The 13,824-nt window shown below is 74.1% G+C and carries 13 protein-coding genes; 9 read left to right on the forward strand and 4 right to left on the reverse strand.

What is annotated here, in order from left to right; all coding sequences use genetic code 11:
• The first annotated feature begins 22 nt into the window (after positions 1–22).
• The 3 genes from AC07BF_RS19610 to AC07BF_RS19620 all read left to right on the forward strand — a co-directional run bounded on the left by AC07BF_RS19610 (position 23) and on the right by AC07BF_RS19620 (position 3,431).
• The gene (locus AC07BF_RS19610) at positions 23–1,393 is read left to right on the forward strand and encodes an aldehyde dehydrogenase family protein (protein WP_478333667.1); all 1,371 of its coding nucleotides are present in this window, start codon (positions 23–25) and stop codon (positions 1,391–1,393) included.
• A complete protein-coding gene (locus AC07BF_RS19615; protein WP_363583874.1) occupies positions 1,393–2,421 on the forward strand; it encodes a proline racemase family protein in 1,029 nt (342 codons plus the stop codon). Before AC07BF_RS19610 ends, AC07BF_RS19615 begins: the two co-directional genes overlap by 1 nt.
• Positions 2,422–2,576: 155 nt before the next feature.
• On the forward strand, positions 2,577–3,431 hold the full coding sequence (locus tag AC07BF_RS19620) for an ornithine cyclodeaminase family protein (protein ID WP_478333662.1): 855 nt from the start codon (positions 2,577–2,579) through the stop codon (positions 3,429–3,431).
• A gap of 3 nt (positions 3,432–3,434) precedes the next feature.
• On the opposite strand, the gene AC07BF_RS19625 is transcribed toward AC07BF_RS19620, so the two are convergent.
• Positions 3,435–3,776 carry a hypothetical protein gene (locus tag AC07BF_RS19625; protein ID WP_363583871.1) on the reverse strand — a complete coding sequence of 114 codons (342 nt, stop codon included), beginning with the start codon at positions 3,774–3,776 and terminating at the stop codon, positions 3,435–3,437.
• A gap of 263 nt (positions 3,777–4,039) precedes the next feature.
• On the opposite strand from AC07BF_RS19625, the gene AC07BF_RS19630 reads away from it, so the two are divergent.
• Both AC07BF_RS19630 and AC07BF_RS19635 read left to right on the forward strand, forming a co-directional pair.
• Positions 4,040–4,750 (forward strand): GntR family transcriptional regulator, encoded by a 711-nt coding sequence (locus tag AC07BF_RS19630; protein WP_063346897.1) that lies wholly within the window; start codon positions 4,040–4,042, stop codon positions 4,748–4,750.
• Positions 4,751–4,859: 109 nt separating this feature from the next.
• The gene (locus tag AC07BF_RS19635) at positions 4,860–5,456 is read left to right on the forward strand and encodes a Uma2 family endonuclease (RefSeq protein WP_363583869.1); all 597 of its coding nucleotides are present in this window, start codon (positions 4,860–4,862) and stop codon (positions 5,454–5,456) included.
• Between the two features lies 1 nt (position 5,457).
• Here AC07BF_RS19635 and AC07BF_RS19640 read toward each other — a convergent pair whose 3' ends face one another.
• Positions 5,458–6,138 carry an ABC transporter ATP-binding protein gene (locus tag AC07BF_RS19640; protein ID WP_363627449.1) on the reverse strand — a complete coding sequence of 227 codons (681 nt, stop codon included), beginning with the start codon at positions 6,136–6,138 and terminating at the stop codon, positions 5,458–5,460.
• Positions 6,135–7,211 carry an ABC transporter permease gene (locus AC07BF_RS19645; RefSeq protein WP_400986321.1) on the reverse strand — a complete coding sequence of 359 codons (1,077 nt, stop codon included), beginning with the start codon at positions 7,209–7,211 and terminating at the stop codon, positions 6,135–6,137. Before AC07BF_RS19645 ends, AC07BF_RS19640 begins: the two co-directional genes overlap by 4 nt.
• A 164-nt stretch (positions 7,212–7,375) precedes the next feature.
• Between AC07BF_RS19645 and AC07BF_RS19650 the strand changes: the two genes are divergently transcribed.
• The 3 genes from AC07BF_RS19650 to AC07BF_RS19660 are packed head-to-tail and all read left to right on the forward strand — an operon-like array spanning position 7,376 to position 10,371.
• Complete coding sequence (locus AC07BF_RS19650; RefSeq protein WP_400986323.1) at positions 7,376–8,575, forward strand: sensor histidine kinase; 1,200 nt, start codon at positions 7,376–7,378, stop codon at positions 8,573–8,575.
• Between the two features lie 56 nt (positions 8,576–8,631).
• Positions 8,632–9,297, forward strand: coding sequence for a response regulator transcription factor (locus AC07BF_RS19655; RefSeq protein ID WP_478333663.1), 666 nt, complete (start codon positions 8,632–8,634; stop codon positions 9,295–9,297).
• A gap of 48 nt (positions 9,298–9,345) precedes the next feature.
• Positions 9,346–10,371 carry a nitronate monooxygenase gene (locus AC07BF_RS19660; RefSeq protein WP_478333664.1) on the forward strand — a complete coding sequence of 342 codons (1,026 nt, stop codon included), beginning with the start codon at positions 9,346–9,348 and terminating at the stop codon, positions 10,369–10,371.
• Positions 10,372–10,388: 17 nt separating this feature from the next.
• On the opposite strand, the gene AC07BF_RS19665 is transcribed toward AC07BF_RS19660, so the two are convergent.
• Positions 10,389–11,858, reverse strand: a complete 1,470-nt coding sequence (locus tag AC07BF_RS19665) for an aminopeptidase P family protein (RefSeq protein WP_363627452.1) — start codon at positions 11,856–11,858, stop codon at positions 10,389–10,391.
• Positions 11,859–12,071: 213 nt separating this feature from the next.
• Here AC07BF_RS19665 and AC07BF_RS19670 point away from each other — a divergent pair, with 213 nt between their 5' ends.
• Positions 12,072–13,823, forward strand: coding sequence for an ABC transporter substrate-binding protein (locus tag AC07BF_RS19670; protein ID WP_363583855.1), 1,752 nt, complete (start codon positions 12,072–12,074; stop codon positions 13,821–13,823).
• The last annotated feature ends 1 nt before the right edge of the window (position 13,824 follow it).

Genomic DNA, 13,824 nt, shown 5'->3' on the forward strand with positions numbered 1-13,824 from the left:
CTGAACCACCTTCGAAGGGCTGCTGGTCGTGACCATCACCTCGTACAACCCCGCCGACCCCGCGGACCTCGTCGTCGCCGTGGAGGAACCCGGCGCCGAAGCCGTCCGGGCCGCCGTCGCCCGGGCCCGGGCAGCCCAGCCCGGCTGGCTCGCGGCCGGCGCGGGCGCCCGGTCCGCGGCGCTCGGCCGGATCGCCGAAGCGGTCGAGGCGCACGCGGACGAGCTGGCCGGGCTGATCGTGCGCGAGGTCGGCAAGCCGCTCGCCGAGGCGCGCGGCGAGGTCGCTCGCACCGCGGCGATCTGGCGCTACTACGCGCAGGCGCCGTTCGCGCCGTCCGGGGCGGTGCACGAGACCGCCGCCGGGCCCGGGCTGCTGCTCACCCGGCGCCGCCCGTACGGCGTCGCCGGGCTGATCGCGCCGTGGAACTTCCCGCTGGCGATCCCCACCTGGAAGGCCGCGCCGGCGTTGGCGGTCGGCAACACCGCGGTGCTCAAGCCGGCGCCCGAGGCGACCGCCTGCGCGCTGCGGCTGGCCGAACTGGCCGCCGGGGCCGGGCTGCCCGAGGACGTGTTCACCGTGCTGCCGGGCGGCGCCGAGGAGGGCGCGGCGCTGGTCGACACGGCCGACGTGGTCTCCTTCACCGGCTCGACCGGCGTCGGTCGGGCCGTGGTGCGGGCCGCCACCGAGCGCGGCGTGCCGGTGCAGGCCGAACTCGGCGGGCTGAACGCCGCGCTGGTGCTGCCGGACGCCGACCTCGCGCAGGCCGCCGCCCACCTCGCCGCCGCCATCGCCGGGTACGCGGGGCAGAAGTGCACCGCCACCAGCCGGGTGATCGCGGTCGGCGCCGCGTACGAGCCGCTGCGCGACGCCCTGGTCAAGGCGTTGGAACTGGTCGACGACGCGGCCTGCGGGCCGGTCATCAACGCCGCCGCCCGGGACCGGCTGACGGCCGCCGTCGACTCGGCCGTCGCCGCCGGGGCCACCCTGCTCACCGGCGGCCGGGCATCCGAGCGGGACGGCTGGTACGTCGAACCGGCCCTGCTCACCGACGTGCCGGCCGAACACCCGCTGGCCCGCGAGGAGTTCTTCGGCCCGATCGCGCTGCTGCACGCCGCGGCCGACCTCGACGAGGCGATCGCGCTCGCCAACGACACCCCGCACAGCCTCGCCACCTCGGTGCACACCCGCAGCCTGGACGTGGCGCTCGCCGCTGCCGACCGGCTGGACGCGGGCATGATCCGGGTCAACGCGCCGTCCAGCGGCGTCGACTTCCACCTGCCGTTCGGCGGTGCCAAGGGCGCGAGCCACGGCGAGCGCGAACAGGGCCAGGCGGCGCTGGACTTCTACACCGTCAGCCGCACCGTCAGCGTCCTGCCGGGCGGGGGCGCGTGATGCCCGTCCGCACCGTCGACTACCACGCGGCCGGCGAGCCGTTCCGGATCGTGTTGGACGGCGTGCCCGCGATCCCCGGCGACAGCGTCGCCGAGCGGCGGGCCATCGCCCTCGGCGCCGGCGGCAGCGCGACCGCGCCCCGGCCGAGCGCGCTGGACGACGCCCGGCAGCTGCTCAGCCGCGAACCGCGCGGACACGCCGGGATGTACGGCGGGTTCCTGGTACCGCCGGACGACGACGAGGCGCACTTCGGGGTGCTGTTCTGGCACAAGGACGGCTACTCGACGGCCTGCGGGCACGGCACCATCGCGCTCGGCGCCTGGGCGGTGGACTCCGGGCGGGTCGCGGCCCCCGCCGACGGCGTGGCCCGAGTGCGGATCGACGTGCCGTCCGGCCGGGTCACCGCGCTGGTGCACCGGGCCGGCGGGCGGACCACCGGCGTCACCTTCCGCAACGTGCCCACCCGGGTCGCCGCTCTGAAGTTGCCGTTGGCCACTTCACGGGGCACCGTGGAGGTCGCGGTGGCGCACGCGGGCGCCTGCTACGCCTCGGTGCCGGCGGCCGCCCTCGGCCTCGCGGTCGAGCCCGCGCAGCTGCCCGAACTCACCGCCGCCGGGCGGGAGATCAGGGAGCTGCTGGCCGGCGCGGCGGCGGTGGCGCACCCGAGCGACCCGCTGCTGTCGGGGGTGTACGGGGTCATCCTGTTCGACGAACTCGTCTCGGAGGACGGCGTGTTGAACCAACGGAACGTCACCGTCTTCGCGGACGGGCAGATCGACCGCTCACCCTGCGGCTCCGGGACCTCCGCCCGGCTCGCCGTCCTCGCCGCCGAGGGCCGGCTCGCGCCGGGGGAGGAGCTGCGGCACGAGTCCGTCATCGGGACGGTCTTCACCGGCCGCGTCCTGCCCGGCGGCGACCCGCTGGACGGCGGCGTCGTCACCGAGGTCACCGGCAGCGCGCACCGCACCGGCGAGCACGCGTTCGTCCTGGAACCGGACGACGACCTGGGCGCGGGGTTCCTCCTGTGACCGCTCCCGCGAACCCTCCCGCGGACCCTCCTGTGGACCCTCCTGTGGACCCTGCTGCGCCGCCTCCTGCGTCGCCTCTTGTGCCGCCCGGTACGGCGGCTGAGCCGCTCCAGTGCGCCGTGCCGGGCGTCGGCGGGGTCGGGCCCGCGGCTGCGGTGGCGGCGATCGAGCGGGTGCTGCTCGACGGGTTCGACCCGGAGTCGGCACCGGCCCGCTCGGCCGTCCCCGTCCCGGCCGGCGAACTGCTGATGATGCCGGCCGCCGCCGGCCCGTACGCCGGGGTGAAGATCGCCGGGGTCGCGCCCGCCAACCCGGGGCGGGGACTGCCCCGGATCACCGGCAGCTACCTGCTGCTCGACGGGCCCACCCTGCAGCCGCTCGCCCTGTTCGACGGCGCCGCGCTCACCGCGCTGCGCACACCCGCCGTCACCGCCGTCGCACTGCGCCGGCTGGCCGCGCCGGACGCCGAACACCTGGTGCTGTTCGGCTCCGGGCCGCAGGCGTACGGGCACCTGGACGCGCTGCTGGCCGTTCAGCCGCTGACCCGGCTCACCGTGGTGGCACGGAACGCCGGACGGGCCGAGGCCCTGGCCGCGTACGGGCGGGGGCTCGGGCTGGCAGCCGGGGTCGGCGAGCCGGGGGCGGTCGCCGGGGCCGACCTGGTGGTCTGCTGCACCACCGCGCGCACGCCGCTGTTCGACGGCGCCCTGGTGCCCGCGCACGCCGCCGTCGCGGCGGTCGGCTCGCACGAGCCGGACGCGCGGGAGGTGGACGAGGTGCTGGTCGGGCGGGCCGAACTGTACGTGGAGGCGCGGACGGTGGCGGCCCGCGAGGCCGGCGACCTGATCATGGCGGGCGTGGCCGGCCGACAGGTGTGGAACCTGGCCGAGCTGGTGCGCGGCGACGCGCTGGTGCCGGCGGGGCGGCCGCGGTTCTTCAAGAGCGTCGGCATGGCGTGGGAGGACCTGGCGGTCGCGGCGGAGGTGTACCGGAGCACCGGGGCAGGCTGACCTTCAGTCCCCGAGGAAGTGGAGCCAGCTGCCCGGGGTGGCGGCGCAGTGGGCGAGCAGGTTGCGCAGGTCGCGGACGGCCGCCCGCTCTTCCTCGGTGGTGCAGCGGGCGAGCAGGACGGTGGCCTCCTCGAAGGCGGCGCCGGCGTCCTGCTCGTTGAACCGGGTGTCGCCGTACGGGTCGATCCGGCCGAGCCGTCCGGGCCGGTGGTCGACCGGCCCGGCGTGCGCGGCCAGGGCGGCGGCGAGGGCCGGGCCGTGGTCGACCGAGAGGTGCAGCAGGGTCGGGACGGACCGGCCGCCCTTGTTGGGGTGGTCGTCGTACAGGGCGATCTCGATTCCCAAGTCCGTTGCTCCTGGCGGGTGTCGGGGGCTACGAAGCGGGAGTCGGCCCGGCGGGAAGGGATCCCCTGCCGGGCCGGCTCCGTATGAGCAGGGCGGGCGACAGGTCGTGCGCCGCCGGCCGTTGTCACGGCCGGCGGCCGCTGCCACCATGGGTTTCGGCCGGGGCCTCGGGTGCTGAGGGACCGTTCGAATCGTGGAATGTTGCGCACTCAACGTAACGTGACATTGTACGCTGGTGTTCTGCACCCACCCGGAGGAACACCATGGCCGACCTCAAACCCCGCACCCTGATCTCCGTACAGGAGCGGCTTCGCGACCAGGTCGCCCACGCGCTCCGGGCAGCCCTGATCTCCGGCGAACTGCGCCCCGGCGTCGTCTACTCCGCACCCGCGCTCGCCGCCGACTTCGGCGTCTCCGCCACCCCCGTCCGCGAGGCCATGCTCGACCTCGCCCGCGAAGGCCTCGTCGAGGCCGTCCGCAACAAGGGCTTCCGGGTCACCGAGCTCACCGAGCGTGACCTTGACGACTACACCGAGATCCGCGCCCTGATCGAGGTCCCCACCGTCGGCCGGGTGACGCGCACGGCGACCAAGGAGCAGCTGGAGCGGCTGCGCCCGCAGGCCGAGGAGATCGTCGCGGCCGCGCGCAAGCACGACCTCATCGGGTACCTGGAGGCCGACCGGCAGTTCCACCTGGACCTGCTGGGGCTGGCCGGCAACGCCCGGCTGGTCGACGTCGTCAGCGACCTGCGGAAGCGCTCGCGGCTGTACGGCCTCAACCGGCTCGACGAGCGCGGCGAGCTGACCTCCTCGGCGGAGGAGCACCTGGAACTGCTCGACCTCATGCTGGCCGGCGACGCCGAGGCGGCCGAGGCCTGTATGACCCGCCACCTCAGCCACGTCCGTTCGCTGTGGGCGGGGCAGGACGAGGCGGCCGAGGAGGCCCGCCCGGCGCTGAAGCTGCGGGCGCGGTAGGGCTAACCGGGGCTAAACCGCCCGTTCGGGTGAAGACTGGGGATCGGGCGTCGGAATGCGTTCGCGCCCTACGATGATGTTCTCGACATCGGCAGCCAGGAGGAAATCCATGTCCGCCGCAGCAGTGGAAGAGCCCATCGAGCAGCCGACGCTGCTCGAAGTCGCCGAGCTGATCTCCAACCAGTTCGCCGGGCACCGGGTCGAGATCGTCGGGAGCCAGATCACCGTGACGCCGCCGCCGAATGCTTCGCACGGCAAGTCGCTGAGCCGCCTCATGCGTGTGCTGTTCGCCGCCGGCCTCGACGGGGATGAGGTCGACGTCATTCAGGGCGTTGGCATCTGGCTGCCGGACGGGCCGTCGGACTACGCCGTTCCCGACCTGGCGATCGTCGATGCCGACATCGATGACCACTTGATCGAGTACAACTGTTACGACCCGGCGGTCTTCCGGCTCGTGTTGGAGGTCACGTCGTCCAACCTCAGCGACGACCTGAAGCGGAAGCCCTTCGTCTATGCCGCCGCTGGAGTACCCGTCTACGTGATCGTGGACCGGACGAACCAGCGGGTCATGGTGCTCACTGACCCGCAGGACGGCGAGTACCGCGTGCACGCCGTCCACCACCCGGGGCAGTCGTTCACCCTGCCGGAGTCGATCGGGGCGGCGGTGACGCTGTCGGTGGACGACGTGCTGGCGGCGAAGAAGTAGCTCAGGCAGCCGCGGGCACTGTCAGGCGGCCGTCGTGGACTTCGGCGATCTGGTCGACGGCCGTCAGGTGGGTGCGGTCGTGGGTGACCAGGACGGTGGCGGTGGCGCGGCGGTGGGTGAGGTCGGTGATGAGGTCGAGGACGGCGGCGCCGCGTTCGTGGTCGAGGGCGCTGGTGGGTTCGTCGATCAGCAGGACGGTGGGGTCGTTCATCAGCGCGCGGGCGATGTTGACGCGCTGGCGCTGACCGCCGGAGAGCTGGTGCGGGCGGCGGGCGGCCTGGTCGCGCAGGCCGACGGCGGCCAGCAGGTCCAGGGCCCGGGGGAGGGCGGTGCGCGGGGAGCGGCCGTCCAGGTGGGCCATCACCTGGAGCTGTTCGACGGCGGTGAGCGAGGGCAGCAGGTTGGCCTGCTGGAAGACGATGCCGATCCGGGTGCGGCGCAGCGCGGTCAGTTCGGCGCGGCCGAGGCCGGTGGTGTCGGTGCCGTCCAGCACCACCCGGCCGGAGTCCGGGGTGATCAGGGTGGCGGCGACCGCCAGCAGGCTGGACTTGCCGGAGCCGGACGGGCCGACGACGGCCGTGATCGAGCCCTTGGGGACGGTCAGCGACACGTCGTCCAGCGCCGTGAGCCGGCCGTCGCCGTCCGGGTAGGTGAGGGTGATGCGGTCGAGGACGAGGCTCATCGGGCGCTCCCCAGGGCGGTCAGCGGGTCGACGGAGGTGATCCGGCGGATGGACAGGCCCGCGCCGACCGCGCCGAGCGCGATCATGACGGCGGCGGGGAACAGGACGGTCGGGGCGTCCAGGACGAAGGGCACGGTGGAGCCGACCAGGGCCCCGACGCCCGCCGCGAGCGCGGTGCCGACGGCGGTGCCGAGCACCAGCAGCAGGACGGCCTGGCCGAGGGCGTCGCGCAGCAGGTAGCGGGTGGAGGCGCCGAGCGCCTTCAGCACCGCGATGTCGCCGCTGCGCTGGATCGTCCAGACGGTGAAGAAGGCGCCGATCACCAGGGCCGAGATGGCGAACAGGAAGCCGCGCATCAGCTGGAGCGAGCCGTTCTCGGAGGTGTAGGAGCCGATCGCGGCGAGGGCGTCGTCGAGGGTGCGGGTCTCGGTGCCGTGGCGGGCGTCGGCGCCGCCCAGATCGGCGCCCTTGGCGGTGGTGAGCGCGATGACGGTCGCGTGGCCGGTGCCGCCGGGGACGGCCTGCTGCCAGTCGGCGAGGCTGGTCCAGATCACCGGGGTGTGGCTGTACGCGGCGTCGCCGTCGACGGCCGCGACCCGGAGGCGGTGCCCGGCCAGGGTGAAGTCGGCGCCGGGGGCGAGGCCGCCCAGGTTCTTGGCGGCGGTCTTCGACAGGACGGCCTGACCGGGGGCGATCCGGGCGCCCTGCGGGGCCAGCGCGGAGCCGTCCGGGACGCCGAAGGCGGACAGCGCCGTGGTGCGGGTCCCGGCGGCGGCCTTGGTGGTGGTGATGCCCAGTGGCTGGGCGGAGGTGACGCCCGGCTCGGCCGCCCAGGCCTGCCACTGCTCGGGGGTGACCTGGGAGTCGGTGAAGGATAGCTTCTGCCCGTCGGCGGGCTCGCCGAACACCAGGTGGTCGGCGGGCAGGCCGGTGATCGCGGAGATGTTCTGCCGGCCGAGTCCGGCGGTCAGTCCGGACAGCAGGCCGACCAGTACGGTGATCAGCACGATGACGGTCCCCATCAGGGCGAACCGCCCCTTGGCGAACCCCAGATCCCTCCAGGCGACGAACACGGTGGGCCTTCCTGCTGAACGAGTGTTTCCGACGCTTCCACCGTGCCGGAGAAGGGGCCCCGCGGGCATCGCACCGCGGATTGCATCCTCGGCATCAAAGGGCAGAAGCGGAGTTCAACCTTTTGATTGATGCCGGGGCCCGGTTCGGAACCTAGGCTGGACGGATGGCGACCGAACGATCCCGCACCACCCCCGTCGCCCGCGTCCTCCAGGTCTGCCTGCACCTGCTCGTGGCGGGCCTGCTCGCCCTGGCCGTCGCCCGTGCCGCCGTCGGCCGCGCCGGCGACCCGGTGCCCGTCGCCGCCGCGGCCACCGCGATGGCCGCCGTGTACGCCGTCGGCCCCCGGCTGGCCGCCGTCCGCCGCTCGCGCCGGGCCGCCGCGCTCTGGCTGGCGCTGCTCGGCGTCACCTGGGTGGGCGTGCTGATCGCCACCCAGGACGGGGTGTGGCTGGCGTTCCCGCTGTACTTCCTGGAACTGCACCTGCTCGGGCGGCGCGGCGGCCTCACCGCCGTCGGGCTGACCGCCGCCACCGCCATCGCGGCCTGGTCCTGGCACCAGCACACCTTCAGCCTGCCCGCCGCGATCGGACCCGCGCTCGGCGCGGCCGTCGCCACCGCCACCGTGCTCGGCTACCAGGCGCTGTACCGGGAGAGCGAGGAGCGCCGCCGGCTGATCGACGAACTCACCGCCGCCCGCGCCGACGCCGCGGCCGCCCACCACACCGCCGGGGTGCTCGCCGAACGCGAGCGCCTCGCCCGGGAGATCCACGACACCCTCGCGCAGAGCCTCAGCTCCATCCAGCTGCTGCTGCGGGCCGCCCAGCGGGCCCTGCCGGAACGCACCGAGGCGGCCTCCGGGTACGTCGAGCAGGCCCGGCAGGCCGCCCAGGACAACCTGGACGAGGCCCGGCGGTTCGTCCGCGCGCTCACCCCGCCCGCGCTCGACGGAGACCCGCTGCCGGTCGCGCTGGAACGGCTGTGCGCCACCACGGCGGCGCACAGCGGCCTGCCGGTGAAACTGCACGTCTCCGGGGACCCGGTACGGCTGCCGGTGCCGCAGGAGGTCGCGCTGCTGCGGATCGCGCAGTCCGCGCTCGGCAACACCGTCCGGCACGCGCACGCCTCGCACGCCGAGGTGACGCTCAGCTACATGGAGGGCGAGGTGGCGTTGGACGTGTTCGACGACGGGGCCGGATTCGATCCGGCGGCGGTCGCCGGGCGCAGCGGAGGGGACGGCGGGTTCGGGCTGCCGTCGATGCGGGCCCGGGCGCGGGCGCTCGGCGGCACCTTCACGGTGGAGTCGGCGCCCGGCGGGGGCACGGCGCTCGCGGTGCAGCTGCCGGTGACGGAGGGCGGGGCGTGAACGGGCGGAGCGACGGCGTACGGGGCGTGAACGGACGGAGTGACGGAGGTCAGGGCGTGAACGAGCGCAGTGACGGCGGGCGCGGGAGCGGCGCGGTGATCCGGCTGCTGCTGGCGGACGACCACCCGGTGGTGCGGGCCGGGCTGCGGGCCGTCCTGGAGGGCGAGCCGGACTTCACCATCGCCGCCGAGGCCGCGACCGCCGAACGGGCCGTCGAACTCGCCGCGGCGGGCGGGGTCGACGTGGTGCTGATGGACCTCCAGTTCGGGCCCGGCTCGGCCATGAACGGCGCCCAGGCGACCGCCGCGATCACCGCCGGGCCGGGCGCGCCCCGGGTCCTCGTCGTCACCACCTACGAAACCGACGCCGACACCCTGCCCGCGCTGGAGGCCGGCGCCACCGGCTACCTGCTCAAGGACGCCCCGCCGGAGGAACTGGCCCAGGCCGTCCGGGCCGCCGCCGCGGGCCGCTCGGCGCTGGCACCGAGCGTCGCCGACCGGCTGCTGGAACGGATGCGGACGCCGGCGGCGGCGCTCAGAGCGCGGGAGACCGAGGTGCTGGGGCTGGTCGCGGACGGGCTGACCAACCAGCAGATCAGCCAGCGGCTGCACCTGAGCCAGGCCACGGTGAAGTCCCATCTGGTGCACGTCTACACCAAGTTGGCGGTGGACTCGCGGACGGCGGCGGTGCGGGCGGCGCGCGGGCGGGGGCTGATCCGCTGAGCGTAGGGTGGGCCGGGTCCGAACCGTTGCCCGGAGTGGAGGACCCCGATGGCCATGCGTCTCGATGAACTTTCCGTGCCGGTGATCGGCGCGCCGATGGCGGGCGGGGCGTCCACCTCGGAGCTGGTGGCGGCGGTGAACCGGGCCGGCGGGCTGGGGTTCCTCGCCGCCGGGTACCGGAGCGCCGCCGCGATGGCCGAACAGGTCGCGCTGGTCAGGGAGTTGACCGGTGGGCCGTTCGGCGTGAACCTGTTCGTCCCGGCCCCGCCCGGCGATCCGGCGGCCGTCGCCGCCTACCGGGAGCGGCTGCGGCCCGAGGCCGAGCGGTGGGACGTGGCGCTGCCCGAGGAGATCGGGCCGGACCGGGACGACTGGGAGGCCAAGCTCGCCGTGCTGCTGGCGGACCCGGTCCCGGTGGTCTCGTACACCTTCGGCCTGCCGACGCCGCAGGAGGCGGCGGCGGTCCGCGCGGCCGGGTCGTTCCAGGTCGGCACCGTCACCACGCCCGCGGAGGCGCGGGCGGCGGAGGCGGTCGGGATGGACGCGCTGTGCGTGCAGGGCCCGGAGGCCGGCGGGCACCGCGCCACCCACCGGATCGGGGACGAGCCCGGTGACGTCCCGCTGCTGGAGCTGCTGCCCGCCGTCCGGGCGGTGACGGCGCTGCCGCTGATCGCGGCCGGCGGGCTGGGCGACGGTCCGGCGGTGGCGGCGGCGCTGCGGGCCGGGGCGGCGGCGGTGCAACTGGGGACGGCCCTGCTGCGCGCCGACGAGGCCGGCACCTCGGCCGCGCACCGGGCGGTGCTCACCGAACTCCCGGAGACGGCCGTCACCCGGGCCTTCACCGGCCGCCCGGCCCGCGGCCTGCGCAACGCCTTCATCGACCGCCACGGCCCGTACGCCCCGCCCGCCTACCCCGAGGTGCACCACCTCACCCAGCCGCTGCGCGCCGCCGCGACCCGCCGCGCCGACCTCCAGTCCATGCACCTCTGGGCGGGCACCGCCCACCACCTGGCCCGCACGGGCCCGGCGGCGGACCTGATCGCGGAGCTGTGGGCGGCGGCACGGGCGGTGTGAGCGGCCGCTCCCCGGGCTCAGCCGAGGAGGTCGGCCATCCAGGATTCGATGGCGGGGGCGGTGCGGGGGAGGGCGTGGGACATGAGGTGGGCGCCGTCGGGGGTGATGACGAGGTCGTCCTCGATGCGGATGCCGAGGCCGCGGAGTTCGAGGGGGAGGGTTTCGTCGTCGGGCTGGAGGTAGAGGCCGGGTTCGACGGTGAGGACCATGCCGGCTTCCAGGGTGCCGTCGAGGTAGCGGTCGGCGCGGGCCCTGGCGCAGTCGTGGTAGTCGAGGCCGAGCATGTGGCCGCTGCCGCAGAGGGTGTAGCGGCGGTGGAGGCCGTTGTCCTCGGCGAGGGACTGTTCGGCGGGGATGCGTAGGACGCCCCAGTCGGCGAGGCCTTCGGCGATGACCCGCATGGCGGCGTGGTGGAAGTCGCGGAAGCGGGCGCCGGGGCGCAGCGCGGCGATGCCGGCGCTCTGGGCGGCGAGGACGAGGTCGTAGGCCTGCCGTTGGACGGGGGTGAAGGTGCCGCTGAGCGGGAGGGTGCGGGTGATGTCGGCGGCGTAGAGGGTGTCGGTTTCGACGCCGGCGTCCAGCAGGAGCAGGGAGTTCGGGTCGAGGGCGCCGTCGTTGCGGATCCAGTGCAGGACGCAGGCGTGGGCGCCGGAGGCGGCGATGGTGGTGTAGCTGGTGCCGTTGCCTTCGGCGCGGGCGCGCAGGTCGAAGACGCCCTCGATCCAGCGTTCGCCGCGGGGGTGGCGCAGGGCGGTGGGCAGGGCGCGGACGACGTCCTGGAAGCCGGTGACGGTGTGGTCGACGGCGAGTTGGAGCTGGCCGATCTCCCAGGTGTCCTTGACCAGGCGCAACTCGGCGAGGACGGCGTCGAGTTCGCCGTCCCGCGTGGTGTGGGCGCCGGGGCGTCCGGTGCATTCGTCGACGAGGGGGTCGGTGCCGGCGAGGACGCGGGTGGGCGGCTGGGGGCCGGCGAGGAGTTTGTCGAGGTCGTCGAGGTGTTCGGTGCGCAGTCCGGTGAGCGCGGCGGCTTCGGCGAGGTCGGGGCGGCGGCCGACCCAGAACTCGCCGTAGCGGCGGTCGCGGTAGAACTCGGTGCCGTTGGCGTGCTGCCGGCCGCGGGGGGAGCGGGGGCGCAGGTACAGGACCGGCTCGTGGCCGTGGGGGCCGGTCGGTTCGAGGACGAGGACGTGGTCGGCCTGGTCCTCGCCGGTGAGGCCGGTGAGCCAGGCGTAGGCGCTGTGCGGGCGGAAGCGGTGGTCGAGGTCGTTGCAGCGGACCTTCAGCCGGCCGGCGGGGACGATCAGCCGCTCGCCGGGGAAGGCGGCGGAGAGGCGGGCGTGGCGGCCGGGGAGGCGGTCGTGGCCGGGGACTCGCTGGTCGGCGGGGAGGGGGGTGGCGGCCCAGCGGGTGCCCATGAAGGCGTCGAGGGCGGGGGAGACGGGGAGGTCGTGGCTCCCGGTGTTGAGGCCGGTCTGTCGGAGGGGCACCGGTGAACTCCTAGGTGGGGAGGGGGTGGTGTGGCCCGGACACAGCTCGGTAACGGGGGGCGTCACCTCTTGTGCAGTGCAATTTCACATTACTATGTTACGGGTCACACCGCGGAGCGGCCAGACCTCGAAGGTCGCCTCCCGGTCGGGCCCCGGATCACCTCCCGGGGCGGACACGGGCTTCACGGCAGGCCCCCCACAGCGGAGTTGCACATGACCAGGCGCACCCACGCCGCCCTCGCGGCGGTCCTCGCGGCGACCCTCACCCTCGGCCTCGGGGCCTGCAAGAACGACAAGAGCGACAGCGGAAGTGACGCCGCGCCTTCCAACGGCCAGGGCCCGGGCGCCGCGTCCGGTTCGGTCATCGGCGGCACCCCGGTCAAGGGCGGCACCCTCAACGTCCTGACGAACCAGGACTTCGCCCACCTCGATCCGGCCCGCAACTGGACCGTGCCGCACATGGACTTCGGCACCCGGCTGATCTACCGCACCCTGACCACCTTCAAGTCCGAGCCGGGTGCGGCGGGCAGCGAGATCGTCCCGGACCTCGCCACCGACCTCGGCAAGTCCAGCGAGGGCGGCAAGGTGTGGACCTTCACCCTGAAGGACGGCCTCAAGTACGAGGACGGCACGCCGATCAAGTCCGCCGACATCAAGTACAACGTCGAGCGGTCCTTCTCCCCGGACCTCACCGGCGGCCCCGACTACGCCGTCCAGTACCTGGCCGGCGGCGAGAACTACAAGGGCCCGCTCACTGGCGAGCACCTGGCGAGCATCGAGACCCCGGACGACAGGACCATCGTCTTCCACCTGAAGCGCCCGGTCGCCGAGTTCTCGGACACCGTCACCCTCCCGACCTTCTCCCCGGTGCCGCAGTCCCAGGAGAAGGGCACCCAGTACGACTCGCGGCCGTTCTCCTCCGGCCCCTACAAGATCGACACGTACGACCGGGGCAAGCAGCTGACGCTGGTCCGCAACACCAACTGGGACCAGTCCACCGACACCGTCCGCAAGGCGTACCCGGACAAGATCGTGGTCACCCAGGGCATCAAGGGCGGCCAGGCCGACGACCGGATCATCGCCAGCGACGGCGCCGACGCCAACGCGATCGAGATGCCGTGGATGGCCCACGAGTCCGTCTCCAAGGTGCTGACCAAGCCGGACGTCAAGGCCCGCATGGCGGCCGAGCAGACCGGCTGTACGGACATGCTGTACCTGAACACCGCCAAGGCGCCCTTCGACGACCCGAAGGTGCGCGAGGCGATGATGTGGGCGGTCGACCGCGAGGCGCAGGTGACGGCCTTCGGCGGCCCGGCGATGGCCGACGTGGCCACCTCCTACCTCCCGCCGTCGCTGACCGGCGGCGCCAAGGCGGACCCGCTGAAGATCCCGGCCGCCGGCGACCCGGAGAAGGCCAAGGCGATGCTCAAGGACGCGGGCAAGACCGACCTCAAGGTGTCGATCACCGTCTCCCTGGGCGACAAGACCCGCGCCGAGACGATCCAGCAGTCGCTGGCCAAGGCCGGTGTTCAGGTCACCGTGAACACCGTCGACCCGTCCGCCTTCACCGACACGCTCGGCGACACCAAGAACGCCCCCGAGCTGACCATCAACGGCTGGTGCCCGGACTACCCGTCCGGCGCGACCTTCCTCCCGTTCATCTTCGACGGACGGACCATCAAGGAGAAGGGCAACCAGGGTAACTACAGCCAGTTCAAGGACCAGGCCACGATGGACCGGATGGACCAGATCGCGGCCATGACGGACGTCAACGAGGCCAACAAGGCCTGGCAGCAACTGGACGAGGACCTGCTGAAGAAGGCCCCGGCCGTCCCGTTGATGTGGCAGCGCCGCCCGCTGCTGGCCGGCACCAACGTGGCCGGCGCGTTCGGGAACTCCGGCTACGCCGGCATGATCGACCTGGCCGTGGTCGGCCTCAAGGACCCCGCCAAGGGCAAGGGCTGAG

This window comes from Kitasatospora sp. NPDC043950, from assembly GCF_056435345.1.